Raw genomic sequence first — 22,843 nt, forward strand, 5'->3', positions numbered from 1 at the left:
AACCATCGTTCCAAACAGACCGGGCCTGCTCAATCTATGCGAATGCGCCTTATGTTACTGGGCGGCGGGAATGCCCTCGGGCAGGCGCTGATTCGCCTCGGTGCAGAGGAAGACATCGGTTTCCTCGCCCCCAAACCGCCCCAAGACGGCTGGGATGCCGCGAGCCTTACCCAATTGCTCGACGACACCCGTCCCGATGCATTGATCAACCTCGCCTACTATTTCGACTGGTTCCAGGCCGAAACCGTGAGCGAAACCCGCTTGGCCGCTCAGGAGTTCGCCATCGAACGCCTGGCTGAATTGTGCCAGCACCACAGCATCACGCTGCTGCAACCGTCCAGCTACCGGGTGTTCGATGGTTCGCGCGCCACCGCCTACAGCGAAAAAGACGAGCCGGTGCCCCTGGGCCTGCGCGGCCAGGCGTTGTGGCGTATCGAACAGAGCGTGCGCGCCACTTGCCCACAACATGTGCTGCTGCGATTTGGCTGGTTGCTCGATGACAGTGTCGACGGCACGCTCGGGCGGTTCCTGGCCCGGGCCGAAAAACCTGATGAACTACTGATGGCCGACGACCGTCGTGGCAACCCGACGCCGGTGGACGATGCCGCACGGGTGATTATCTCGGTGCTCAAGCAGCTTGATTGCGCGGCGCCGCTGTGGGGCACCTACCATTACGCCGGGCATGAGGCGACCACACCGTTGGCGCTGGGCCAGGCGATTCTGACCGAAGCGCGCAACTTCCACGCGCTGGCCATTGAATCCCCCACTGCCCAGGCCCACGCGGCTCGGCCGGATGCGGCGGATGAACCGCAGCACGCGGTGCTGGCCTGCAAGAAAATCCTGCATACCTTCGGCATCAAGCCCAGGGCATGGCGGGCGGGGCTTCCGGCGTTGCTGGACCGGTTCTACCGCCACAGCTGACACGCTACAAAACCAAATGTGGGAGGGGGCTTGCTCCCGATAGCGATGGGTCAGTCCATGAATCTGTTGACTGACACTCTGCTATCGGGAGCAAGCCCCCTCCCACATGGGTTATGCAGTGTTGCTTAGAACTTGTAGCCAATACCCACCATGTAAACCATCGGATCCACGTCCACATTGACCTTGGCCCGAGTGCCCTGGCCCAGCGCATTGTTATCCACAGTCGCCTTGGTGCTGATGTCGATGTAGCGCGCCTGGGCGTTGATCATCCAGTTGTCGTTGATCATGTAGTCGGCGCCGATCTGTGCGGCCCAGCCCCAGGAGTTTTCGGCCTTGAAGTTGCTGAAGCCGGCTTGTTGAGCGCGACCGCCGACGTGTTCGTCGTAGATCCAGGTGTAGTTGATACCGGCGCCCACGTACGGCTGGAATGCCGACTTGTTGTCCAGCGGGTAGTACACGACGCTCAGGGTCGGCGGCAGGTGCTTGAGCGAACCGAGCTTGCCGTTGGCGGCGCCCAGTGCGGTGTTCTTGAGTTTCACGTCATGCTCGAAGGGCGTGGCGGCCAGCAATTCGATACCGACGTGGTCGGTGATCATGTAGGCGAAGTTCAAGCCCAGTTGGGTGTCGCTGCTCATAGTCGCCTTGCCGCCCAGGTTGGTGCCGGCCAGTGGGCCCTGGTCAACCTTGACTTTGCCGCTGTCGGCCTCCGGGTTGACGGTGATTGCACCGGCACGCACCAGGATATCGCCCGCCTGGTGAGCGTGTGCGACCGGGGCGACGAGGGCGAGCGCGAAGAGGGACGCGCCGAGCAGAGACTTGTTCATGGGAGCTCCAAAGGACGTTTAAAAGTTGTACGTCCAATGGTAAAGATCGTTCCGTTCGGTCTTTTGACTCAGCTCAATGAAAGGGTGATCAGCGCTACTCCTGCAGCTCGTACATGTAAATCTTCTCGGCATCCATCTGGTAACCGGCGTCGGCCAGTTCACTCGACGACGGCTTGACCTGCATCGCACCTTCGATCCAGTACGGCTGATACAGCTCATCGAGCTTCACGCCGACTTCGCTTTTCACATGCACGATCTGGTTCGACGGCGGTGGCGGCACGTGGATGCACGCGCCGAAATACGGCACCAGCAGAAACTCGGTGGTGCGGCCCTCTTCGCTGACTTCCAGCGGCACGATATACCCCGGCAGGCGGATGTGCTGGCCGTCGAGGCTCTGCACCACCGGCGCGTTGGGCAGATCCTGCTTGGCCGCCGGCGCCGCCTCGACGGACAAGGCATCGGCCATGTTCGACAGGTCGTGCAGCGGCTTCATATTAGGCACTTCCGGTGGCGCATCCGGCGGGATCATTTCCTGCCAGGACAGGTCCTTGGGCTGTTCATCCGCCCACACGGGCACGGCCGTCAGCAGCAACAGGGCAAACAGGGCACGACGCATCGAAGCCTTCCTCATAAACGGATGGACAGGCCATCGGCCAAAGATTGTCGATAGGCGCGCCACGCGGGCACGCTGCCCATCAACAGCGCTGCCGCGAGGATACCTGCCAGCAGGGTCCATTCATATTCGCTCGGCCAGGACATCGGCAGGTCCAGCCCGTAGTTGGCCTGCAAGTAACCCCGTGACACGGCGATGCACAGGTACAACAACCCCACGCCCGCCACCACACCGGACAAGGCCAGGGCGAAGGCTTCGAAGATCAGCAGGCTCGCGATATGCCAGGGGCGTGCACCCACCGAACGCAGAATCGCCATCTCGCGGCGGCGCTCGTTGAGGCTGGTGAGGATCGCCGTGAGCATGCCGATCAAGCCGGTCAGCACCACGAACAGCGAGATCACGAACAAGGCTTTCTCGGCGGTGCTCATCATGCTCCACAGCTCTTGCAGGGCCACGCCCGGCAGGATCGCCAGCATCGGCTCGCCACGGAACTCATTGATCTGCCTTTGCAACGCGAAGGTGGAAATCTTGTTGTTCAGGCCGAGCATGAACGCGGTGATGGCTTGCGGCGTCAGGTCCATATTGCGCGCCTGGTCGGCGCTGATGCGGCCTTTGCCCTGGGCCGGCACACCGTTGTGCCAGTCGACATGGATCGCCTCCATGCCACCCAAGCTGATGTGCAACGTGCGATCTACCGGCGTACCGGTACGCTTGAGGATTCCGACCACGGTGAAGGGTTTGTCGTCGTGCTTGACCAGGCTGACCACCGCTACACCGTGGGCCAGCACCAGCTTGTCGCCGAGTTTGTAATGCAGGGCGTCGGCAACTTCGGCGCCGAGCACCACTTCGAACGGGTCGGTAGCGAAGGCGCGGCCGCTGGCCAGTTCGAGGTTTTGCTTGCGCCCGTACTGGTAATGCGCGAAGTAGGATCCGTTGGTGCCCATCACGCGGTAACCGCGATGGGAGTCGCCGAGGGAAATCGGAATCGCCCATTTCACCTGGGGGTTGGCGGCGAAGTGCTCGTAGCTGTCCCAACGGATGTTGTTGGTGGCATTGCCGATGCGGAACACTGAGTACAGCAGCAGGTTCACCGAGCCGGAACGGGCGCCGACGATCAGGTCGGTACCGCTGATGGTGCTGGCAAAACTGTTGCGCGCCTCAACGCGTACGCGCTCCACCGCGAGCAACAAGCAGACGGAAAGCGCGATAGCGAAGGCAGTGAGGATCGCAGTAAAGCGGCGGTTAGCCAGGCTGGCCATGGCTAGACGAAACAGATACATCTCAAACCTCTGCGGGCGTGGCGGCGCGATTGAGTTCGGCCAGTGACAGGTTGCGGTCGAACAGTGACGCCAGGCTCTGGTCATGGCTGACAAACAACAGGCTGGCGCCAGCGTCGCGGCACTCAGCGAACAGCAACTGGATGAACGCTTCGCGGGCGTCGTAGTCCAGGGCCGAGGTGGGCTCGTCGGCGATCACCAGTTCCGGTTGGCCAATCAACGCACGGGCAGCGGCCACCCGTTGTTGCTGGCCGATGGACAGCGAGTCGGCGCGGCGCTCCAGCAAGTCCTTGTCCTTCAAGCCCAGGTGCGCGAGCAAGGTCGCAGCCGCCTGGTCGACACTGCCGTGGCGCTGTTTGGCCCGTTGTGCGCGCAACCTGGAAAAATGGCAAGGCAACTCGACGTTTTCGCGCACCGATAGAAACGGTAGCAGGTTGAACTGCTGGAAGATGTAGCCGGTGTGGTCCACACGGAAACGATCACGGGCGCCGGCCGAGAGTTCGGTCAACTCCTGCCCAAGCAGGCGGATGCTGCCCTGGCAGGGTTTCTGCACGCCCCCCAACAGCCCCAGCAGCGTGGTCTTGCCACTGCCGCTCGGGCCCTTGAGGAACAGGGTTTCCCCGGGTTCCAGGCGGAACGTGGGGATGTCCAGCAACTGCGGGTGACCGGGCCAGTTGAAGCCCAGGTCGGACAGTTCGATTAACGCTTGAGTCATGGGAAGTCAGTGTCGCCTGGTAGTCGAAAATGGCGCCGATCCACTGTGGGAGCTGGCTTGCCTGCGATGGCATCGCTACGGTGTGCCTGCTGCTGCACCGCGTCGCCAGTATCGCAGGCAAGCCAGCTCCCACATGGACTGTGCTTTCAAGTCAGAACTTCAGGGTGGCGGCGGTGGCCGTCGCGTCAACACCTTGCTGACCGCTCGGGCCGATCAGTTGTACCTGAATTTTCTTGGTGGCGGGGAAGGTCTTGAACACTTGGCTCAAGTCCAGGTTGCCCAAGGCCGTCGGCGTGGCACAGGTGAATTGGTAGTGGGCGTGGATTTCGCTGTGGTCGTGATGGTGCTCGTGAGCGGCGGCGCCTTTGCCGTCGGTGGCGTGGTCATCGTCGTCATGGTCGGCTTCTGGTTTGTCACCGAACAGCGGGCTATTGAGTTCCTGGCTGCTGACCACACACCCTGCGGCCTTGGGCAGGTTGAACAGGGCCAACGGGTTCTCCAGTTGTTTGCGTACACCGGCGACCTTGGCTTTATCGGCGGCGCTGGTCGCTACATGCTCGAAACCCACCAGGTTCATGGCCGGGCTGTCCAGTTCAAGCTCAAGGGCCTTGCCATCCAGCACGGCATTGAGACGGCCGACCCCATGTTCATGGGCGCCGAGGCTGCCGTGCCCGTGGTCATGCTCTTCGTGAGCGTGGGCAACAGCCAGTGGCAGCAGGGCGAACGGCAAAGCAAGCAGCAAACGGCGCATGGGAGGGCTCCAGGATGAAAGTTTTGTTATGTGATCTTATAACAATAGAGCCGAGAGTTTGACCGCCTGCTTGGTGTTGCGCAAGCTGCATGGGAGCATGACGGTCAGAAAAATGCAGGAGTACAGCGATGTTGCGAATTCGTGGAACCATCGGCGACCTGCCGGTGGACTTGACCCTGGAACTGGACGACGGCGATTGGGCGCGCTTGGGCGCACAGCTTCAGGCCACCCCAACGCCCAGTGCGCCAACCGCGGCGCCGGTCAAACAGAACGACGACCTATGGCAGAGCGCCCAGGAGGTGCTGCGCAAGGCCGGGCAGCTCAACGGTCTGGAATTGCTCGATCAACTGGAAGGGTTGGCAGGCGATGCGGGCGCGGGCAAGCGCCTGTTGGTGCGCCTGCGCCATAGCGCCAAAGTCAAGGTGAGCAGCGGCGGGGATACGCCGCTGTACCGTTGGAGCGGTGATTAGTACAACGCGGCAAACAATTTGCGGCGGTACACCGTGACCAGCGGGTGCTCATTGCCCAGCAATTCGAACACCTGCAGCAACGTCTTGTGCGGCAAGCCTTCGCTGTAGCTGCGGTTGCGGGTAAACAACTTGAGCAAACCTTCCAGTGCCGCATCGTACTGCTGGCGCGCCAGTTGCTGGATCGCCAACTGATAGGCCGCTTCGTCGTCCTGCGGGTTCTGTGCCAGACGGCTCTTCAGATCGGCGGTGTCCGGCAAGTCTGCGGCCTGGCGCAGGAAGGTGATCTGCGCCTTGGCCCCGGCCAGGGCGGCCTTGTGGTCGTCGCTTTTGACAGCGTCAAGCACGGCCTGGGCTTCGCCCAATTCGCCGCGTTCGGCCAGGCAGCGTGCGTACAGGATCAACGCGGGGGCGTTAGTGTTGTCTTCGCCCAACAGCGCCACCAGCAGCCCTTCAGCTTCACTGATGCGTCCTTCGCTGAACAGCGCCTGGGCCTGTTCCAGCGGATCCGCCGCAGCCGGTGGTGGCATCTGCACATGTGGCTCCAGCATCGCCCGTACTGCCGACTCCGGCTGCGCACCGGCAAAGCCGTCCACCGGCTGGCCATCCTTGAACAGCACCACCGTCGGCAGGCTTTGAATGCCGAAACGCGCGACGATGTCCTGTTCGGCCTCGCAATCGACCTTGGCCAACAGCAACTCGCCGCGATAGCTCTCGGCAATCTGCGCCAGCATCGGCATCAGCGCCTTGCATGGCGCACACCATTCGGCCCAGAAGTCCACCAGCACAGGTTTTTCAAAAGAATTCTGAATCACCGCCTGGTCGAAGTTGGCAGTGGTGACGTCGAAGATGTACGGCGTGGGCTCACTCATGGGGCGTCTCGAATAAAGCGGGAATGGGGGCAACTATAAGGGCTGGCGCTAGCTATCGGAAGCCGCCTGACATTCAGTAATCATGCGCGAGCCAAAACGGGTCCAGATACCAGTCCTGAGGAAAACCCATTGCTTCGATACGGACGTCGGGAAACTCGTCGATCAGCAGATGCAAGCTGTGACCCCAGCGAGTATGTGGGCTCACCTGGCCCATCAGGTGATTGAGTATGCATAGCGTGGAGAACATGCGGCTATGTGTCCCCGGTTGAAGCAAATACTGCGGCCATGGAAAGCTGGTTTTTTTGGGCAACTCAGGACGGATACCCAATTCTCGGTTCCACATGCGTGAATGGTGAGCGCAGATATTTCGGACAGTGGTCAGCGTGTGCAGCCAGGACTGCATGAGTGGTGCCGGGAGTAGAAGGCGCCTGGAGATCGCTTTCTTGTCGGCGTCCTTGGCCAAGCCTTTGTACAGATGGGATAAGTCTCCCAGTGTCAATTCTTCCAACATGGCCCAACCCGGCATCAACGCGGGCTGGACGTAGGTCACGGAGTAATGACGGGCATAACTTTCTTTTGCCCTTTGGCGTTTAAGAAGATCTTTTCGTGCATCGCTGGCATGTGATCTATCGATGCGTTCGCATTCGCGCTGGTAGTCACGGGTTGCGCTGGCTTGCTTCATGGACAGTGTTGCAAGCAGGCGTTGATGATCAAATTTGAGGTGGAACAACCCTGGATTGAGATACCAATGACTGCCATGGGCGGGTCCCATGTGATTACTGATAACCGAACGTGAGGCTATTTCGACGCGCTCAATGGCATCCATGGTCAGTAAGCGAAGCCTTCTATCAAATCGTATAGGCGGGTTAATTGGCGGAACTGGCTACCTTCACGAAAAAGATGGTCAATAGCGTCAGGCTGTTGAAAGGGCCGCATATAAGGGCTGAGTCGAAAGAAACTGACGGATTGCAAGAAGTGCTCGGCACGAGCTTCATTGTGAATTATCAGTCCGCGCCGCTTGAGGAGTCCCAGCTGGGCAGGAACGTCGATGGCAGGTTTGCTGAATGACCTCATGCCCAAAAAGTACCGGGCATAAAAAACCCGCACAATTTGTGCTTGGTTACTGATGCAACCAGAGGCATGGCGGGTGTATTGCCGCAAAGATTAAGCAGGTGCCTGACGTTTGGCAAGGCCGTTGAGTCGTAAGTTATTAGCGAAACTGTCTGCCAGGACATGTCAGGAAATTTTCCATCCGTGAGCGAAGGATGGCATTTTCCATGCCTCGCCTTTTCCTGTCTTAGCCAATCTGTTGCCGGGAATTTGTAACGCGAAGGCTCAGCGCCGCGAGTGGTACAGACTCACCTTGCGAAACTCCCAAGGCTCGGCCAGGTCCGGCAGGGTCAACGCGTCCAGAACCTCCAGCCGTTGATAACGCGGGTGTTGGAAGTCCCGCACCCGCGAATCGGCCACCAGCGCTTCGCGGCCACGGGTCAGGAATTGATCCAGCAGCGGCAGGTTGGCGCGGTCGTAAAGCACGTCGGCCACCAGGATCAAGTCAAAACGGTCGGCTTCGGCGAAGAAGTCGGCGCAATAGCCCAGCTCCACCGCATTGAGTTCGGCGTTGGCGCGGCAAGACGCCAGGGCCAGCGGGTCCAGGTCACACGCCACTACTTCCAGGGCACCCGCCTTTACGGCGGCGATCCCGGCTACGCCCGAACCTGCGCCGAAATCCAGCACGCGTTTACCGGCGACCCACTCGGGATGCGCCGCCAGGTAGCGCGCCAACGCCAGGCCGCTGGCCCAGCAAAAGCTCCAATAGGGCGGCTCATGCAGGATGCGCCGGGTTTCTTCCTGGCTGAAGGCGCGGTCCATATTGTCGGCATCGAGCAGCCATAGCGATAATTCGGTGCCCGGTAGCGGGCAGGGCACCAATTGCGCGTCGCCGATCAGCTCGCTCAAGGCGCGCTGCAGGTGCAGCGGTGGCGTCATGGCGCCTTGACGAGTTGCAGGGGGCCGGTGCTCTGGGTGATCGCCTGGGTGACGCGCACGGCGGGCAGGTGCAGGATCAACTGGCCGGACTGGCTGGCGCGGCCACGCAATTCAACGCGTGCACCGGCCGGGAAGGCTTCAGGGTTGAAGCGCAGGCGGAAGGCCAGAGGCTTGCCATTGCCGCTCAGCACGCTGCTGGCGAGCAGTTGCTGCGGGCGCGAACGGTCGTCGATCACCAGCAGCGCCATCTCGACTTCGGCGCCGGCGGGCACGTTGGTCAGGCTGCCGCTGATTTCCCGTTGATAGGCGGGCAGGGGGCCGAGGTCTTCAATACCCGGGACTTTTTTCTCTTGTGCCGGTGTCGGTTGAGGCGCGGCCGGTTTGGGGGCTTCGCTGCTGCAGGCGACCAGAAAACTGAACAGCGTGAGTAGAACGAGTGGTCGTAACTGCATGTACGGCTCCAGAAAGGACAAAATCCGTGGCTTAAAAAATATCAAACATATAAGCCTGCCTATATACCGTAAAGGCTATGGCTTGTCTTGCGACGGGGATGCGCTACCATGGCCCTCCCATTTTTTGTTGCCTGCCAACCATGCACTGTCCCTTCTGCGGTGCCAACGACACCAAGGTCATTGACTCGCGTCTGGTCGCCGAGGGCGATCAAGTGCGTCGCCGGCGCGAATGCCTGGCCTGTGGTGAACGTTTCACCACCTTCGAAACCGCCGAACTGGTATTGCCCCGTCTGATCAAGTCCGACGGCAGCCGCCAGCCTTTCGACGAAGAAAAACTGCGTGCCGGTATGCAGCGCGCCCTGGAAAAACGCCCGGTGAGTGTCGAGCGCCTGGAAGCGGCGCTGGTGCATATCAAGCACAAGCTGCGGGCGACCGGCGAGCGCGAGGTCAAGAGCCTGGTGGTCGGCGAGTTGGTGATGGGCGAACTGCAAAAGCTCGACGAAGTCGCCTATATCCGTTTTGCCTCGGTGTATCGACGCTTCCAGGACCTCAATGAGTTCCGCGAAGAAATCGACCGCCTGGCCCGTGAGCCCTCCAAACAATGAAGTCTGAACAGGCAGTCCTCGACGCCCATTACATGGCGCGTGCCCTCGAATTGGCGCGCAAGGGCCTGTACACCACCCACCCCAACCCACGGGTGGGCTGTGTGATCGTGCGTGACGGGCAGATTGTCGGCGAAGGCTGGCATGAGCGCACCGGCGAGCCCCATGCCGAGCCGAATGCCCTGCGCGCCGCCGGTGAAAAGGCCCGCGGCGCGACGGTGTACGTGACGCTGGAGCCGTGCAGCCACCATGGCCGTACGCCGCCGTGCGCCGATGCACTGGTGAGCGCCGGTGTGGCGCGGGTGGTGGCAGGTATGCAGGACCCGAACCCGGAAGTGGCCGGGCGTGGCATGCAGCGTCTGGCCCAGGCGGGTATCGAGGTGCGCAGTGGTGTCCTGGAAGCTGAGGCGCGGGCGCTTAACCCGGGGTTCCTCAAGCGCATGGAGCACGGTTTGCCGTTCGTGCGGGTCAAGCTGGCCATGAGCCTGGACGGCCGCACGGCGATGGCCAGCGGCGAAAGCCAATGGATCACCGGCCCCGCTGCCCGCGCCGCCGTCCAACGTCTGCGTGCCGAGGCGAGTGTGGTGTTGACCGGTGCCGATACGGTGCTGGCCGACGGCGCCCGCTTGACTGTGCGCGCCGCTGAGTTGGGCCTGGATGAACAAACCACCGCCCTGGCCATGTCGCGCCCGCCGCTGCGCGTGTTGATCGACGGCCGCTTGCGCGTGCCGCTCAATGCACCCTTCTTCAAGGCAGGCCCGGCACTGGTCATCACCTGCGTGGCCCCGGAGAACCAGTTTCCCCGTGGCCCAGAGTGCCTGGTGGTACCGGGTGTGGAGGGCCAGGTCGACCTGCGCTCGGCGCTGGTGGCATTGGCCGCCCGTGGCGTCAACGACGTGCTGGTGGAAGCGGGCCCGAGCCTGGCGGGCGCGTTTGCCCAGCAGGGCCTGGTGGATGAGTACGTCATATTCATCGCCGGCAAGTTCCTCGGCTCCGCTGCCCGGCCGTTGCTGGACTGGCCGCTTGAGAAGCTGGTCGACGCGCCCCAACTCAAGATCACTGACATGCGCGCTGTAGGCGACGACTGGCGAGTCACTGCCATTCCCGTCCCGACAGCGAGCGTATAATTCCCGGCCTGCGCTTAAGCGTCAGCCCCTCGTTTTCAGGAGAGCGAAATGTTCACCGGCATTATCGAATCCATCGGCAGCATCCGTGCAATGACCCCCAAAGGCGGCGATGTGCGCCTGCTGGTTGAAACCGGCAAGCTGGACCTCGGCGACGTCAAGCTGGGTGACAGTATCGCCGTCAGCGGCGTGTGCCTGACCGTTATTGAGCTGCCGGGCAACGGCTTTGCCGCCGACGTCAGCCGGGAAACCCTGGACTGCACCGCGATGAACGACCTCAAGGCCGGCAGCCCGGTCAACCTGGAAAAAGCCCTGACGCCGACCACGCGCCTGGGCGGTCACCTGGTCAGCGGCCATGTCGACGGTGTCGGCGAAGTGGTGGCCCGCAGTGAAAACGCACGCGCCGTGGAATTCCGCATCCGTGCGCCCAAAGAGCTGGCCAAGTACATTGCCCACAAGGGTTCGATTACCGTTGATGGCACCAGCCTGACCGTGAACGCCGTCAATGGCGCCGAATTTGAACTGACCATCATTCCCCACACCCTTAGCGAAACCATCATGGCCTCCTACCAGCCGGGGCGCCGGGTGAACCTGGAAGTGGACTTGCTTGCCCGTTACCTGGAGCGCCTGTTGCTGGGCGAAAAGGCCGCAGAGCCTGCATCAGGCAACATCACCGAAAGTTTTCTGGCCGCTAACGGCTACCTGAAATCCTGACCAAGGGGGTGCCGCGTGGCGCTCAATAGCATCGAAGAACTGGTTGAAGACATCCGCCAAGGCAAGATGGTCATCCTTATGGATGACGAAGATCGCGAGAACGAAGGCGACATCATCATGGCCGCCGAGGCGTGCAAGCCTGAGCACATCAACTTCATGGCCAAGCACGCCCGTGGTCTGATCTGCATGCCCATGAGCCGCGAACGCTGCGAGTTGCTCAAGCTGCCGTTGATGGCGCCGCGCAATGGGTCGGGTTTCGGCACCAAGTTCACGGTATCGATTGAAGCCACCACTGGCGTCACCACCGGTATCTCCGCCGCTGACCGCGCCCGTACCGTGCAAGCCGCCTCCGCCAAAGATGCCAAGGCCGAAGACATCGTCAGCCCCGGCCACATTTTCCCGCTGATGGCTCAACCTGGTGGCACTCTGGCTCGCGCCGGTCACACCGAAGCCGCCTGCGACCTGGCGCGCATGGCCGGTTTCGAGCCGAGCGGGGTGATCTGCGAAGTGATGAACGACGACGGCACCATGGCCCGTCGCACTGAACTGGAAGCCTTTGCCGCCGAACACAACCTCAAGATCGGCACCATTGCCGACCTGATCCACTACCGCATGATCCACGAACGTACCGTTCAGCGGATTGCCGAGCAGCCGCTGGACAGCGAACTGGGCCAATTCAATTTGGTGACCTACCGTGATTCAGTGGAAGGCGACGTGCATATGGCCCTGACCCTGGGCAACATTTGCGCCGAAGAACCGACCCTGGTGCGGGTGCACAACATGGACCCTCTGCGCGACCTGTTGATGGTCAAGCAACCCGGCCGCTGGAGCCTGCGCGCCGCCATGGCTGCGGTTTCCGAGGCTGGCAGCGGTGTGGTGCTGTTGCTCGGTCACCCGCTGGACGGCGACGTATTGCTGGCGCACATCCGCGAAACCGCCGACGCCGTGCCGGTGAAAAAACCGACCACCTACAGCATCGTCGGTGCCGGTTCGCAGATCCTGCGCGACCTGGGCGTGCGCAAAATGCGCCTGATGAGCGCACCGATGAAATTTAATGCGATATCCGGATTCGACCTGGAAGTTGTAGAATACGTGCCCTCCGAATAAAGGCTGGCGATTTTTGCCCCTTGTTCGCGGTTAAATCATCACTGAGGGACGCACTTTTCGCGTCCCGGCTCTTTAAGAGATTTGTCGAATGACCCTGAAGACCATCGAAGGTACCTTCATCGCCCCCAAAGGCCGCTATGCCCTGGTGGTTGGCCGCTTCAACAGCTTCGTGGTTGAAAGCCTGGTAAGCGGTGCGGTTGACGCCTTGGTTCGCCACGGTGTGAGCGAGAGCGATATCACCCTTATCCGCGCCCCTGGCGCCTTCGAAATTCCACTGGTTGCGCAAAAAGTTGCTCAGCAGGGTGAATACGCGGCGATCATCGCCCTGGGCGCGGTCATTCGTGGCGGCACCCCGCACTTCGAATACGTAGCCGGCGAATGCACCAAGGGCCTGGCCCAGGTGTCCATGGAGTTCGGCGTGCCAGTCGCTTTCGGCGTGCTGACCGTTGATTCCATCGAGCAAGCCATCGAGCGTTCCGGCACCAAGGCCGGTAACAAGGGCGCTGAAGCTGCCTTGTCCGCCCTGGAAATGGTCAGCCTGCTGTCGCAGTTGGAGGCCAAGTGATTTCCGACGAAAGCGATCGTTTCAACCCGCGTGACGAGCGTCCAGCCGATGCCGGCAAGCCTTCGAAAAGCGAAAAGCGCCGTGCGGCCCGTCAGCTCGCCACCCAGGCGCTGTACCAGCGTCATATGGCTGGCACTTCGCTGAACGAGATCGAAGCGCAATTTCGCGTCGATAACGACTTCACCTTTGCTGACCAGAGCTACTTCCACGACATCCTGCACGGTGTTCCGGCCAACATGACCGAGATCGATGCTGCGCTGTCGCCATGCCTGGACCTGACCCTCGAAGAGCTGGACCCGGTTGAGCTCGCGGTACTGCGCCTGTCCACCTGGGAGCTGCTCAAGCGCGTTGACGTACCGTACCGCGTGGTGATCAACGAAGGCATCGAACTGGCGAAAGTCTACGGTTCGACCGACGGTCACAAGTTCGTCAACGGCGTGCTCGACAAGCTGGCCCCGCGCCTGCGTGAAGCCGAAGTAAAGGAACACAAGCGCTAATCTGCGCTTGAGTCCCGCATGGGCGAGTTCGAGCTGATCCGCAAGTACTTCGCCGCCGCGCCTTGTGCGCAAGGCGGCGATGGCATTGCCCTGGGGATCGGCGACGACTGTGCCTTGCTGGCGCTGCCCGCCGGAGAGCAACTGGCGGTCTCTACCGATACGCTGGTGGCCGGCGTGCATTTTGCCGACCCCTGTGACCCGTACCTGCTCGGCCAGCGCTCGCTGGCCGTGGCGGTGAGCGACCTGGCCGCCATGGGGGCCAACCCCCTCGCGTTTACCCTTGCCCTGACCACGCCGACCGTTGATGCCGATTGGCTGCATTGCTATGCCCAAGGCCTGAACGCCATGGCGCAACGTTGCGGCGTGGGCTTGGTGGGCGGCGATACCACCCGAGGGTCACTGAGCTTGACCCTGACCGTATTTGGCCGCGTGCCGGCCGGGCAGGCGTTGACGCGCAGTGGTGCGCAGCCGGGTGACCTGCTGTGTGTGGGCGGCGAACTGGGCAATGCCGCTGGTGCTTTGCCATTGGTCTTGGGCCAACGCACGGCGGATGCGGCAGTCGCCGAGCCCCTGCTGGCACATTACTGGTCGCCGCAACCGCAGCTGGCCCTGGGGCTGGCATTGCGGGGCAAGGCGAGCGCGGCCATGGATATCTCCGACGGGCTGCTGGCCGATTGTGGGCATATCGCCAAGGCTTCGGCGGTCAGCCTGGTGATCGAACGTCACAGGTTGCCGTTATCTACCGCCTTGCTGACATTTGTCGGCGAGGATCAGGCCCGCGTCGCGGCGTTGAGCGGGGGCGATGACTACGTGCTGGCATTTACCTTGCCGATATCCGCGTTGGCATCTTTGCGAGCGGGCGGCTGGCCGGTTCACGTGATCGGTCGGGTCGAAGCGGGGCAGGGCGTGACCCTGCTCGATGCCCATGGTCAGGACATTACGCCGGCCGTGCGCGGCTATCAGCATTTTCGCGAGACGCCGTAGCCAGCGTCCTGCGCTACCCTTTATCTGATGATTACCACGTAGGAAGCCGTCACTATGGTCGTGCGCTGCTGGCTGTTGATCGCTCTGTGTGCCTTTAGCTCTGTACTTCAGGCGGATGAGGCGTCGGTGCCCGGCAAGGTCATGCTGGCCAGCGAAGAGTGGAACGACTACACCAATAAAGATGGCAGCGGCCTGGCCTGGGACGTGGTGCGCCAGATCTTCGAGCCGGTAGGCATCACCCTGCAGACCCGCAGCGAGCCCTACACCCGCTCGGTCGGCCTGGCCCAGCGTGGCGAGGTGGATGGATGCGTCGGCACCTATCGCAATGAAGTCAGCGGGGTGTTGTACCCCCGCTGGAACTTCGACGCCGACCACGTTTATGCCCTTGGGCTCGCCACTGCGCCTACGCCGACACAGGCGACGCTGGGCGACTACCGCCTGGCCTGGGTGCGTGGCTACAAGTACGAGCAATACCTGCCCAATGTGCGCCGCTTCAACCAGATCGAACGGCGCGACGGTATCCTGCCGATGCTGCAGTACGGTCGTGCCGATTTCTATATCGATGCCCTCACTGAAGCCAAGTATGTACTCAGCCAGGCGCAAGACCCGGCGCTGTTCAAACTTACGCATATCGCCGAGCTGCCGCTCTACATAGCCTTTGCCGATACCGAACGCGGCAGGGCGTTGATGGCGGTGTATGACCAGCGTTTGGCCGCCCTGGTCAAGACCGGCGAGCTCAAAGCGACTTTTGCGCGCTGGAAACAGCCGTATCCGTTCCCGGGCCCATAGAACTGACGCGAAGGCCAATCGAACCTATTGATCTTTATCAGCGATAATTCAGCTTAAGCGTCTGTAGGAACCTGCTGTTACAATGGCCGCCTCTGTGAAATCTGAAATCAGGAGCACACGGTGCCCGTCGTTTTCGTCGCCGCTTCCAAGCTGCCTACCCCTTTTGCCACGTTCACCATGAACGGCTTTCTCGAAGAAGCCACCGGGCGCGAGCACGTTGTGCTCAGCCTCGGCGACATCACGGATGGCGCGCCGGTGCTGGGGCGTGTGCATTCCGAGTGCCTGACCGGCGATGCGCTGTTCAGCCAGCGCTGTGACTGCGGCTCGCAACTGGAAGCCGCTTTGCAAGCCATCGCCCGTGAGGGCCGTGGCGTGCTGCTGTACTTGCGTCAGGAAGGCCGTGGCATTGGCTTGTTGAACAAGATCCGCGCCTACGAACTGCAAGATGGCGGCGCCGACACTGTGGAAGCCAACGAGCGCCTGGGCTTTGCCGCCGACCAGCGCGACTACGCCATCTGCCTGCCGATGCTTGAGCACCTGGGGGTCAAATCCCTGCGCCTGATGACCAACAACCCGCGCAAGGTCAAAGCCTTGACCGAGATGGGCATCACCGTGGCCGAGCGCGTGCCGCTGCACACCGGGCACAATCCGCACAACAAGCTCTACCTGGCGACCAAAGCCAGCAAGCTCGACCATATGATGGGCAACGAGCACCAGGGCGAGGTCGACCGCGCGTGACTCGCGGCCAGGTGAAACGGCGGTTATCCTTCAACTGGTGGCAGTACCTGGCTTTGGCATTGCTGCCCCTGTTTGTGATCAATCTGCTGTTTGGCCGCGCTGAACCCCTGCTGCCCGTGCTGGCCATGCCGTTCTTCATTGCCGGCGTGGCCTCGATGTTTCTCAGCCTGCGTTATTTTCACGGCTATAAACATGCGCTGATCGCTACTTCCAAAGCCCTCGATACCCCTGAAGAACCTGCTGCCTGGATCACCCTGGCGGCGCGTCGGCGCACGGCTTTGCTGGTAGCCGCGCTACCGGCCTGGATCGGTGCGCTGGCGGTGTTCGTGGGGCTGGAAGCGGTGCCACTGTTCCTGCTGGCAATGTCGACCATGGTGCTGTTTTACCTCTACCGCATTCCGCGTCAACTGGGATGAGCCGCTACTGGCTGGCACTGCTGCTCGTATTGAGTGTTCAGGCGATGGCAGCCGAACGAGTGGTCAGCCTGGCGCCGTCGCTGTCTGAAATCGTCGTTGAGCTGGGCGCAGCCGACCTGTTGGTGGGTGTGCTTGATGGTGGTGAGCGGCCAACAGCACTGGCAACGGTTGCGTCGGTCGGGCATTACGGCCAACTGGATATGGAGCGTCTGCTCAGCCTGAAGCCCGACCTGATCCTGCTGTGGCCCGGCAGCGTCGGCCCGGCCCAGCGTGAGCAGCTTCAGCGGTTGAATATCCCGGTGTATATCGCCGAGCCCCATAGCCTTGCGCAACTGACTACTCAGGTCCAGGCCATTGCCGAGCAATTGGGCCGAGCTGAGGCAGGGCGCCAGCTCGCTGCACAACTACGCCAGCGCTTGGCCGAGTTGCGCCAGCGCTATCAGCGGGCCGAGCCGTTGCGGGTGTTTTACCAAGTGTGGAACCAACCGCTGTACACCGTGGGTGGTGGGCAGATCATCAGCGATGCGCTCAGTGTGTGCGGGGCGCGTAATGTGTTTGATGATCTGAAGTTGCCGGCGCCGCAGGTCAATATCGAGTCGGTGCTGGCGCGTGATCCCGAGGTGATCCTGGTGGGTGATCAGGCTCAGAAGGAGGCCTGGAAGGCATGGCCGGCGATGGCTGCTCGGGTACGGTTAGTGCCGGACAAGGGCCTGGAGCGGCCCAGCGGGCAGATGTTGGAGGCGGTGGGGCGGTTGTGCCAGGTGATTGCGCCGAACCTGTGACAACGCTATCGCAGGCAAGCCAGCTCCCACAGGGGAATGCATTTCAATTGTGGGAGCTGGCTTGCCTGTGATGACGTCGGTGCAGGTCCCTCAGAACTCAGGCGTCCATGTCAGCCCAACCATCCACACCCGACCTTCTTCACGATAATTCTGAGCCTCGCCGAGGTAGCTGTACTTCGCCCGGGCATAAGACCTGTCCAGCACGTTATCCACCTTCAGCGACAACGACACCTCTCGGTTCAACGCCCAACTGCTGCGTAGCCCCAACAAGGCATACCCGCCCAAACGGTTGCGGTTGGCTTCATCATCGTAGCTGCTGCTGATCGCCTGCCAGCTCGCGCCAACGCCCAGCTTGTTGAACTGCCGATCCAGATCCAGGTTCAATGTACGCCGAGCGCGACGTGCCAGGGTGTGGCCGCTGTCACGGTCACGCGGGTCGATAAGCGACAGGCTCAGGTTGCCCTGCCAGCCAAACACTTCCTGCTTGAGCGCCGCTTCAAAGCCGTTGATCCGCGCCGATGCCACGTTTTGCGGCTTGCCGGCGTCAAGGATGATCGCGTCGCTCAGGTCGGTACGATACAGCGAGGCTTCCACCCGTGTGCTGTCGGTCAGTTGGCTGCGCCATTGCAGCTCGTAGCTCTTTGATGTCTCGGGCTGCAGATTGGGGTTGCTGTACTGCGTGTCGGGGTAATAGAGGTCGTTGAAGGTCGGCGCGCGGAAGCCTTCGCTGTAGCTCAAGAGTAGGTCGTTGTCAGGGTTGACCGGTACGGTCAGGGTGCCGCTCCAGCTATTTTGAGCGCCGAACTGCTGGTTCTGGTCGCGACGCAGCCCAAGCTCGGTGGAAAACCACTCGCTGTGGAAGCGGTGCTGCACAAAGGCGGCGCGGTTCCAGCGGCTGTTTTCGGTAAAGGTGGTGGAGCCGTGGAAGCGGTCTTCATACCAGTCGCCACCGACGATCAGGTTGTTCTGCTCATTCAGCGTCAGGTCGTTCTGCCAGTTGACCGAGTCGCGGTAGGTATTGAACACGCTGAAATCATCACTGAGCGTATCGCGCTTGGTGTCACGGTTTTCGCTGTGGCCCAACTCCAAGCGCGACTGCCAGGTCTCATTGAGCTTGGCATCGACATAACCGCTGGCGCTGCTGACGGTGTAATCGGTGTAGGGTTTCTGGCCGACGCTCTGCCCGGTGGCGCCGTTGTAGCGGCCATAACTGTTGTCGTACTCCGACTTGCCACGGTTATCCAGCAGATTGAAACCTACCTCCAGCTCATCGCTGAACGAATGGCGGAGGTTCAGGCTGATGGACTGGTTTCGGTAGGCATCATGGTCGCCGTCACTGGGGAACGACGCGTGGCTCGCGTTGATACCTGCGGTTTCATCCAGGCTTGCGCCCAGGTTGAAGCGCGTATGTTCATCGCCGCCCGACAAGCCCAGGCTACGTTCCCACGTCTGGTTACTGCCAAACCCGAGCTTCAAGCGCGGCTGCAAGCCTTGCTCGGCATTGCGCCGGGTAAACACCTGGATCACTCCGCCAATCGCGTCACTGCCGTAAATGACCGAGCGGGAACCGCGCAGCACTTCTACACGCTCAATCTGATCGACGTTCAGATATTGCAGGCCACTATCACCGGTGGTGGTGTTGGCAATGCGCTGGCCGTCCACCAGTACCAGGCTTTGTGCGGCCTTTGTGCCTCGAATGAAGATCCCCGGCAAACTGCCACGCCCACCGGTCGGCGCAACCTGCACACCGGGCACGCGGCTGAGCAGGTCGGTGACGCTGGTGGGTTGCAGGCGGTCGATGTCGGCGCGGGTGAAGACGGTGTTGGCAGCGCTGCTGTCGTTACGCGCCTGCACTTGGCGGTTGGCGCTGATGACCACATCGGAGAGCTTCAAGGCCTGGTCGCGGGTGTCGGCGAGCAGATCGGCGGCGGGTAAAAGCAGCAGGGCGAGGCACAGGCGTTTCATGGGCTGTCCACAGCGATTTTGAAGGTGATACAAGTTAAATGTGGGAGGGGCGGTGCGACGATTCGACTTGCTCCCGATTACAGTGTGTCAGTCAGAACATCTGGTACTGATACACCGCGATCGGGAGCAAGTCGAATCGTCGCACCGCCCCTCCCACAATTAGTCCCGGTTTCTACAGGGCCAGAAGCGCCAAACGCTCGCGCACCGAAGCCTCGATGCCGGCCTCGTCCAAGCCACACTCAGCCAGCATCTGCGCTGGCTTGGCGTGCTCTACGTACACATCCGGCAAGCCCAGGTGCAGCACCGATTTGAGGATGTTCTCCCGCGCCAGGAACTCGCTGACTGCCGCGCCGGCGCCGCCCATGATGGCGTTCTCTTCGACGGTCACCAACAACTCATGGCTGGCGGCGATTTCGCGTACCAGCGCCTCATCCAACGGTTTGACGAAACGCATGTCCACCACTGTGGCATCAAGCTTTTCAGCCACTTTCAGCGCTTCGGCCAGTTGTACGCCAAACACCAGGAATGCAGTTTTGCTGCCTTGGCGACGCACGACGCCTTTGCCGATTTCAATCGGCTCCAGGTCTTTCTCGATCACGGCATTCGGGCCATTGCCCCGGGGATACCGCACAGCGGCCGGGCCGTTGTACAGGTGGCCGGTGCTGAGCATCTTGCGCAGTTCGTTTTCGTCGCTGGGCGTCATCACCAGTATGCCGGGGATGCAGCGCAGGTAGGACAGGTCGAAGCTGCCAGCATGGGTCGGGCCGTCTTCGCCCACCAGGCCGGCGCGGTCGATGGCGAACAGCACGTCGAGGTTCTGCACCGCCACATCGTGAACCAACTGGTCATAACCGCGTTGCAGGAAGGTGGAGTAGATCGCCACCACCGGCTTGGCGCCTTCGCAGGCCATGCCGGCGGCAAAGGTGACAGCGTGCTGCTCGGCAATCGCCACGTCGAAGTAACGCAACGGGAAACGCTCGCTGAACGCCACCAGATCGGAGCCTTCCTTCATCGCCGGGGTAACACCCACCAGGCGCGGGTCGGCGGCGGCCATGTCGCACAGCCATTCGCCAAACACACCGGAATACTTCGGCCCGCTGGCCTTTTTCGGCGCGGCGGCGGGCGCGTCCAGGGGTTCGAGCTTGGTGATTGCGTGGTAACCAATCGGGTCGACTTCCGCCGGGGCGAAGCCTTTGCCCTTCTTGGTGACGATATGCAGGAACTGCGGGCCCTTGAGGTCGCGCATGTTGCGCAAGGTGGCGATCAGGGTCGGCAGGTCGTGGCCATCAATAGGGCCGATGTAGTTCCAGCCCAGCTCTTCGAACAGGGTGCCGGGCACCAGCATGCCCTTGGCATATTCTTCGGTGCGACGGGCGATTTCCCACGCTCCAGGCAGACGTGACAGCACTTTCTTGCTGCCTTCGCGCATGCTGGCGTAGGTGCGGCTGGAGAGGATTTTCGCCAGGTAATTGGACAGGCCACCGACATTGCGCGAGATCGACATGTCGTTGTCGTTGAGGATCACCAACATGTTGGCATCCACTTCTGGCGCATGGTTGAGCGCTTCGAAGGCCATGCCGGCAGTCAGCGCGCCATCCCCGATCACGGCAATCGCCTTGCGATCGCTGTTTTGCAGACGGGCGGCAATCGCCATGCCCAACGCTGCACTGATGGACGTGCTGGAGTGGCCGACGCCAAAGGTGTCGTACTCGCTCTCGGAACGGCGCGGGAAGGCGGCCAGGCCGTCCTTCTGGCGCAGGCTGCCCATGCGCTCGCGACGGCCGGTGAGGATTTTATGCGGATATGCCTGATGGCCCACGTCCCACACCAGCCGGTCGTCCGGGGTGTCGAACACGTAATGCAGGGCGATGGTCAGCTCGATCACGCCCAGCCCGGCGCCGAAATGCCCACCGGTCTGGCCGACCGTGTAGAGCAATTCCAGGCGCAACTCATCGGCCAGGGTTTCCAGCTCGGCTTCACCCAGTCGACGCAGGCCGTCCGGCGTGGCAGCGCGGTCGAGCAGGGGCGTGGACGGGCGTTTGCGGGGAATCTCTTGAAACGTCGTGGGCATCAGGCGAATCGTTATAGGTATAGAAGAGGCGGCAGTTTACCTCAAGCGGTGCAAACTGCCCACGCAGGGCGCCGAACTTGGCCGATATGCGGCGCAAATGGCCGGGGTTGTCAGTGGCGGCGCTCGACGATATACCGCGCCAGGTCACGCAGCGGCTCGGCCGCCGCGTCGAAAGGTCGCAGGGCATCCAGGGCCTGGTCACGCAGCTCAATGGCGTATGCCTTGGCGGCTTCCAGCCCCAGCAGAGCCGGATACGTCGGCTTGTCCCGTGCAATATCGGCGCCTTGGCGTTTGCCGAGGGTGGCGGTATCGCTTTCCACGTCGAGAATATCGTCCTGCACCTGGAAGGCCAGGCCGATCGCGCGGGAATAAGTCTGCAGGGCCGCCAGTTGCTCGGCGTCGGCGCGGCCGCTGGCCAGGGCGCCCAGGTGCACGGCGGCTTCGATCAACGCGCCGGTCTTGTGGCGATGCATGTATTCAAGGGCTTCTTGATCCAGCTTGAGGCTGACCGAACCCATGTCGATGGCTTGGCCGCCGACCATTCCGGCCGGGCCAGCAGCGTGGGCCAGAGCAGTAACCATGCGCAGGCGGATCTCGGCGTTGACGCTGCTTAGCGCCGGGTCCAGCAACGCGCTGAACGCCAGGCTCTGCAAGCCATCCCCGGCCAGGATCGCGTAAGCCTCATCGAAGGCTTTGTGGGTCGTGGGCTGGCCGCGACGCAGATCGTCGTCATCCATCGCCGGCAGGTCGTCGTGTACCAGGGAGTAAGCGTGGATCAACTCCACCGCACACGCTGCGCCATTGGCCTCGGCCGCCGGCGCGCCCAGGGCTTCGCAGGCCGCATAGGCCAGCAACGGGCGTACACGCTTGCCGCCATTCATGACGCTGTAGCGCATTGCTTCATAGAGGCGCGCCATTTCCGGGCTTGGCGCAACAAACAAGGGCCCCAGCGCGGCATTCACCCGGGCTTGGCTACTGGCCTGGTACGCGTCGATCATTCCGGCTGTTCCGCATCGAAAGGTTCTTCGGCCAACGCCCCATCACGCTCCAGCAACACCTGGACCTTCTGCTCCGCCTGCGCCAACGCGCTCTGGCAGTCGCGGGTCAGGCCGATGCCCTGCTCAAACGCCGTCAACGAGTCCTCCAGCGACAACTCGCCGTTCTCCAGCCGCTCGACCAGGGTTTGCAGGTCGGCGAGGGATTGTTCGAAATCCAGTGCAACTTTTTTGCGGGCCATGGCGGCAATTCCGGTAGACGGTAAACCGGCGCGACACTAGCAGACATGGGGGATGGGGGCAAATGAGTAGGGGGCTACTCGTGGGTGGGATTGATCTGATAACGCGTGCTGCGGCCGCCTTCGGGGAGGCGTGTCAGGCAGTTTTTTTCCAGTAGGTCGGCCAGGTGGCGTGTTGTTGATTCATAAGGGGAAGCCTGGGGGCGTGTGAGCCGAATAGAGAGAGTATTCGGCTCATTTTGTGAGCTGATTGTGCTTTGTATTCGGCTCATCGTCGAGGCGCTACTGGGCCACAGAGTGCGTTCTCAGGGGGGCGTTTGATATTCAACGGAAGCTGACGTCGATTCTGTCGACTTTTAGTTTTATGAAGCGCT

The 22,843-nt window shown here is 61.8% G+C and carries 26 protein-coding genes and 1 pseudogene; 13 read left to right on the plus strand and 14 right to left on the minus strand.

Going from position 1 to position 22,843, the window contains the following annotated elements; translation table 11 throughout:
• Positions 1 to 36: 36 nt before the first annotated feature.
• On the plus strand, positions 37 to 921 hold the full coding sequence (locus FW800_RS13080; protein WP_032879234.1) for a sugar nucleotide-binding protein: 885 nt from the start codon (positions 37 to 39) through the stop codon (positions 919 to 921).
• A 125-nt stretch (positions 922 to 1,046) separates the two neighbouring features.
• On the opposite strand, the gene FW800_RS13085 is transcribed toward FW800_RS13080, so the two are convergent.
• The 5 genes from FW800_RS13085 to FW800_RS13105 form a co-directional block, all read right to left on the minus strand.
• A complete protein-coding gene (locus FW800_RS13085; protein WP_005791869.1) occupies positions 1,047 to 1,745 on the minus strand; it encodes an OmpW/AlkL family protein in 699 nt (232 codons plus the stop codon).
• A gap of 94 nt (positions 1,746 to 1,839) precedes the next feature.
• A complete protein-coding gene (locus FW800_RS13090; protein WP_032803732.1) occupies positions 1,840 to 2,361 on the minus strand; it encodes a DUF3299 domain-containing protein in 522 nt (173 codons plus the stop codon).
• 11 nt (positions 2,362 to 2,372) lie between these two features.
• Entirely contained in the window at positions 2,373 to 3,638 is a 1,266-nt protein-coding gene (locus tag FW800_RS13095) for an ABC transporter permease (protein WP_446437768.1), read from the minus strand.
• A 1-nt stretch (position 3,639) separates the two neighbouring features.
• Complete coding sequence (locus tag FW800_RS13100; protein ID WP_446437769.1) at positions 3,640 to 4,350, minus strand: ABC transporter ATP-binding protein; 711 nt, start codon at positions 4,348 to 4,350, stop codon at positions 3,640 to 3,642.
• 151 nt (positions 4,351 to 4,501) lie between these two features.
• The gene (locus FW800_RS13105; RefSeq protein WP_446437770.1) at positions 4,502 to 5,101 is read right to left on the minus strand and encodes a DUF2796 domain-containing protein; all 600 of its coding nucleotides are present in this window, start codon (positions 5,099 to 5,101) and stop codon (positions 4,502 to 4,504) included.
• A gap of 128 nt (positions 5,102 to 5,229) precedes the next feature.
• Between FW800_RS13105 and FW800_RS13110 the strand changes: the two genes are divergently transcribed.
• Complete coding sequence (locus FW800_RS13110; RefSeq protein WP_446437771.1) at positions 5,230 to 5,571, plus strand: hypothetical protein; 342 nt, start codon at positions 5,230 to 5,232, stop codon at positions 5,569 to 5,571.
• Here the strand turns inward: FW800_RS13110 and trxA are convergent.
• From trxA to FW800_RS13130, 4 genes are all read right to left on the minus strand, one after another.
• Positions 5,568 to 6,440 (minus strand): thioredoxin, encoded by an 873-nt coding sequence (trxA, locus tag FW800_RS13115; RefSeq protein WP_005791858.1) that lies wholly within the window; start codon positions 6,438 to 6,440, stop codon positions 5,568 to 5,570. The genes FW800_RS13110 and trxA overlap by 4 nt on opposite strands.
• 73 nt (positions 6,441 to 6,513) lie before the next feature.
• The gene (locus FW800_RS13120; RefSeq protein WP_446437772.1) at positions 6,514 to 7,266 is read right to left on the minus strand and encodes an Abi family protein; all 753 of its coding nucleotides are present in this window, start codon (positions 7,264 to 7,266) and stop codon (positions 6,514 to 6,516) included.
• Between the two features lie 509 nt (positions 7,267 to 7,775).
• Positions 7,776 to 8,429 carry a class I SAM-dependent methyltransferase gene (locus FW800_RS13125; protein WP_078822446.1) on the minus strand — a complete coding sequence of 218 codons (654 nt, stop codon included), beginning with the start codon at positions 8,427 to 8,429 and terminating at the stop codon, positions 7,776 to 7,778.
• Positions 8,426 to 8,881: a YbaY family lipoprotein gene (locus tag FW800_RS13130; RefSeq protein ID WP_005791855.1), complete on the minus strand. Its 456-nt coding sequence runs from the start codon at positions 8,879 to 8,881 to the stop codon at positions 8,426 to 8,428. Before FW800_RS13130 ends, FW800_RS13125 begins: the two co-directional genes overlap by 4 nt.
• Before the next feature lie 140 nt (positions 8,882 to 9,021).
• On the opposite strand from FW800_RS13130, the gene nrdR reads away from it, so the two are divergent.
• From nrdR to FW800_RS13185, 11 genes are all read left to right on the plus strand, one after another.
• A complete protein-coding gene (gene nrdR, locus FW800_RS13135) occupies positions 9,022 to 9,486 on the plus strand; it encodes a transcriptional regulator NrdR (RefSeq protein ID WP_019818855.1) in 465 nt (154 codons plus the stop codon).
• On the plus strand, positions 9,483 to 10,610 hold the full coding sequence (gene ribD / locus FW800_RS13140; RefSeq protein WP_032879247.1) for a bifunctional diaminohydroxyphosphoribosylaminopyrimidine deaminase/5-amino-6-(5-phosphoribosylamino)uracil reductase RibD: 1,128 nt from the start codon (positions 9,483 to 9,485) through the stop codon (positions 10,608 to 10,610). The genes nrdR and ribD overlap by 4 nt, the downstream gene beginning before the upstream one ends.
• Before the next feature lie 48 nt (positions 10,611 to 10,658).
• On the plus strand, positions 10,659 to 11,321 hold the full coding sequence (locus FW800_RS13145; protein ID WP_005791849.1) for a riboflavin synthase: 663 nt from the start codon (positions 10,659 to 10,661) through the stop codon (positions 11,319 to 11,321).
• A gap of 15 nt (positions 11,322 to 11,336) precedes the next feature.
• On the plus strand, positions 11,337 to 12,428 hold the full coding sequence (gene ribBA, locus FW800_RS13150; RefSeq protein ID WP_446437773.1) for a bifunctional 3,4-dihydroxy-2-butanone-4-phosphate synthase/GTP cyclohydrolase II: 1,092 nt from the start codon (positions 11,337 to 11,339) through the stop codon (positions 12,426 to 12,428).
• A gap of 88 nt (positions 12,429 to 12,516) precedes the next feature.
• Positions 12,517 to 12,993 (plus strand): 6,7-dimethyl-8-ribityllumazine synthase, encoded by a 477-nt coding sequence (ribH, locus tag FW800_RS13155; protein ID WP_003194576.1) that lies wholly within the window; start codon positions 12,517 to 12,519, stop codon positions 12,991 to 12,993.
• Positions 12,990 to 13,490: a transcription antitermination factor NusB gene (gene nusB, locus FW800_RS13160; RefSeq protein WP_005791846.1), complete on the plus strand. Its 501-nt coding sequence runs from the start codon at positions 12,990 to 12,992 to the stop codon at positions 13,488 to 13,490. The genes ribH and nusB overlap by 4 nt, the downstream gene beginning before the upstream one ends.
• Positions 13,491 to 13,508: 18 nt before the next feature.
• A complete protein-coding gene (gene thiL / locus FW800_RS13165) occupies positions 13,509 to 14,474 on the plus strand; it encodes a thiamine-phosphate kinase (RefSeq protein WP_446437774.1) in 966 nt (321 codons plus the stop codon).
• Positions 14,475 to 14,528: 54 nt separating this feature from the next.
• Positions 14,529 to 15,263, plus strand: a complete 735-nt coding sequence (locus FW800_RS13170) for a substrate-binding periplasmic protein (protein WP_446437775.1) — start codon at positions 14,529 to 14,531, stop codon at positions 15,261 to 15,263.
• A 120-nt stretch (positions 15,264 to 15,383) separates the two neighbouring features.
• On the plus strand, positions 15,384 to 16,001 hold the full coding sequence (gene ribA / locus FW800_RS13175; RefSeq protein WP_005791841.1) for a GTP cyclohydrolase II: 618 nt from the start codon (positions 15,384 to 15,386) through the stop codon (positions 15,999 to 16,001).
• On the plus strand, positions 15,998 to 16,417 hold the full coding sequence (locus FW800_RS13180; protein WP_032879254.1) for a nuclear FMR1 interacting 1 family protein: 420 nt from the start codon (positions 15,998 to 16,000) through the stop codon (positions 16,415 to 16,417). The genes ribA and FW800_RS13180 overlap by 4 nt, the downstream gene beginning before the upstream one ends.
• The gene (locus tag FW800_RS13185; protein ID WP_032879255.1) at positions 16,414 to 17,199 is read left to right on the plus strand and encodes a cobalamin-binding protein; all 786 of its coding nucleotides are present in this window, start codon (positions 16,414 to 16,416) and stop codon (positions 17,197 to 17,199) included. The genes FW800_RS13180 and FW800_RS13185 overlap by 4 nt, the downstream gene beginning before the upstream one ends.
• A 90-nt stretch (positions 17,200 to 17,289) precedes the next feature.
• Here the strand turns inward: FW800_RS13185 and FW800_RS13190 are convergent, their stop codons facing one another.
• From FW800_RS13190 to FW800_RS13210, 5 genes and pseudogenes are all read right to left on the minus strand, one after another.
• Positions 17,290 to 19,164 carry a TonB-dependent receptor domain-containing protein gene (locus FW800_RS13190; protein WP_446437776.1) on the minus strand — a complete coding sequence of 625 codons (1,875 nt, stop codon included), beginning with the start codon at positions 19,162 to 19,164 and terminating at the stop codon, positions 17,290 to 17,292.
• 172 nt (positions 19,165 to 19,336) lie between these two features.
• Positions 19,337 to 21,235, minus strand: a complete 1,899-nt coding sequence (dxs, locus tag FW800_RS13195) for a 1-deoxy-D-xylulose-5-phosphate synthase (RefSeq protein WP_148853989.1) — start codon at positions 21,233 to 21,235, stop codon at positions 19,337 to 19,339.
• 110 nt (positions 21,236 to 21,345) lie between these two features.
• Complete coding sequence (ispA, locus tag FW800_RS13200; RefSeq protein WP_446437777.1) at positions 21,346 to 22,233, minus strand: (2E,6E)-farnesyl diphosphate synthase; 888 nt, start codon at positions 22,231 to 22,233, stop codon at positions 21,346 to 21,348.
• Positions 22,230 to 22,472: an exodeoxyribonuclease VII small subunit gene (locus tag FW800_RS13205; RefSeq protein ID WP_446437778.1), complete on the minus strand. Its 243-nt coding sequence runs from the start codon at positions 22,470 to 22,472 to the stop codon at positions 22,230 to 22,232. Before FW800_RS13205 ends, ispA begins: the two co-directional genes overlap by 4 nt.
• Before the next feature lie 74 nt (positions 22,473 to 22,546).
• A pseudogene (locus tag FW800_RS13210) lies at positions 22,547 to 22,651 on the minus strand (hypothetical protein); the annotation flags it as partial.
• Between the last annotated feature and the right edge of the window lie 192 nt (positions 22,652 to 22,843).

The organism is Pseudomonas sp. 910_23 (genome assembly GCF_052850795.1).

What these genes read in the sequence shown, in the direction of transcription:
- FW800_RS13080 (WP_032879234.1), top strand. Translation starts at nt 37, where the DNA reads ATGCGAATGCGCCTTATGTTACTGGGCGGCGGGAATGCCCTCGGGCAG.
- FW800_RS13085 (WP_005791869.1), bottom strand. Translation starts at nt 1,745, where the DNA reads ATGAACAAGTCTCTGCTCGGCGCGTCCCTCTTCGCGCTCGCCCTCGTC.
- FW800_RS13090 (WP_032803732.1), bottom strand. Translation starts at nt 2,361, where the DNA reads ATGCGTCGTGCCCTGTTTGCCCTGTTGCTGCTGACGGCCGTGCCCGTG.
- FW800_RS13095 (WP_446437768.1), bottom strand. Translation starts at nt 3,638, where the DNA reads ATGTATCTGTTTCGTCTAGCCATGGCCAGCCTGGCTAACCGCCGCTTT.
- FW800_RS13100 (WP_446437769.1), bottom strand. Translation starts at nt 4,350, where the DNA reads ATGACTCAAGCGTTAATCGAACTGTCCGACCTGGGCTTCAACTGGCCC.
- FW800_RS13105 (WP_446437770.1), bottom strand. Translation starts at nt 5,101, where the DNA reads ATGCGCCGTTTGCTGCTTGCTTTGCCGTTCGCCCTGCTGCCACTGGCT.
- FW800_RS13110 (WP_446437771.1), top strand. Translation starts at nt 5,230, where the DNA reads ATGTTGCGAATTCGTGGAACCATCGGCGACCTGCCGGTGGACTTGACC.
- trxA (WP_005791858.1), bottom strand. Translation starts at nt 6,440, where the DNA reads ATGAGTGAGCCCACGCCGTACATCTTCGACGTCACCACTGCCAACTTC.
- FW800_RS13120 (WP_446437772.1), bottom strand. Translation starts at nt 7,266, where the DNA reads ATGGATGCCATTGAGCGCGTCGAAATAGCCTCACGTTCGGTTATCAGT.
- FW800_RS13125 (WP_078822446.1), bottom strand. Translation starts at nt 8,429, where the DNA reads ATGACGCCACCGCTGCACCTGCAGCGCGCCTTGAGCGAGCTGATCGGC.
- FW800_RS13130 (WP_005791855.1), bottom strand. Translation starts at nt 8,881, where the DNA reads ATGCAGTTACGACCACTCGTTCTACTCACGCTGTTCAGTTTTCTGGTC.
- nrdR (WP_019818855.1), top strand. Translation starts at nt 9,022, where the DNA reads ATGCACTGTCCCTTCTGCGGTGCCAACGACACCAAGGTCATTGACTCG.
- ribD (WP_032879247.1), top strand. Translation starts at nt 9,483, where the DNA reads ATGAAGTCTGAACAGGCAGTCCTCGACGCCCATTACATGGCGCGTGCC.
- FW800_RS13145 (WP_005791849.1), top strand. Translation starts at nt 10,659, where the DNA reads ATGTTCACCGGCATTATCGAATCCATCGGCAGCATCCGTGCAATGACC.
- ribH (WP_003194576.1), top strand. Translation starts at nt 12,517, where the DNA reads ATGACCCTGAAGACCATCGAAGGTACCTTCATCGCCCCCAAAGGCCGC.
- thiL (WP_446437774.1), top strand. Translation starts at nt 13,509, where the DNA reads ATGGGCGAGTTCGAGCTGATCCGCAAGTACTTCGCCGCCGCGCCTTGT.
- FW800_RS13170 (WP_446437775.1), top strand. Translation starts at nt 14,529, where the DNA reads ATGGTCGTGCGCTGCTGGCTGTTGATCGCTCTGTGTGCCTTTAGCTCT.
- FW800_RS13185 (WP_032879255.1), top strand. Translation starts at nt 16,414, where the DNA reads ATGAGCCGCTACTGGCTGGCACTGCTGCTCGTATTGAGTGTTCAGGCG.
- FW800_RS13190 (WP_446437776.1), bottom strand. Translation starts at nt 19,164, where the DNA reads ATGAAACGCCTGTGCCTCGCCCTGCTGCTTTTACCCGCCGCCGATCTG.
- dxs (WP_148853989.1), bottom strand. Translation starts at nt 21,235, where the DNA reads ATGCCCACGACGTTTCAAGAGATTCCCCGCAAACGCCCGTCCACGCCC.
- ispA (WP_446437777.1), bottom strand. Translation starts at nt 22,233, where the DNA reads ATGATCGACGCGTACCAGGCCAGTAGCCAAGCCCGGGTGAATGCCGCG.
- FW800_RS13205 (WP_446437778.1), bottom strand. Translation starts at nt 22,472, where the DNA reads ATGGCCCGCAAAAAAGTTGCACTGGATTTCGAACAATCCCTCGCCGAC.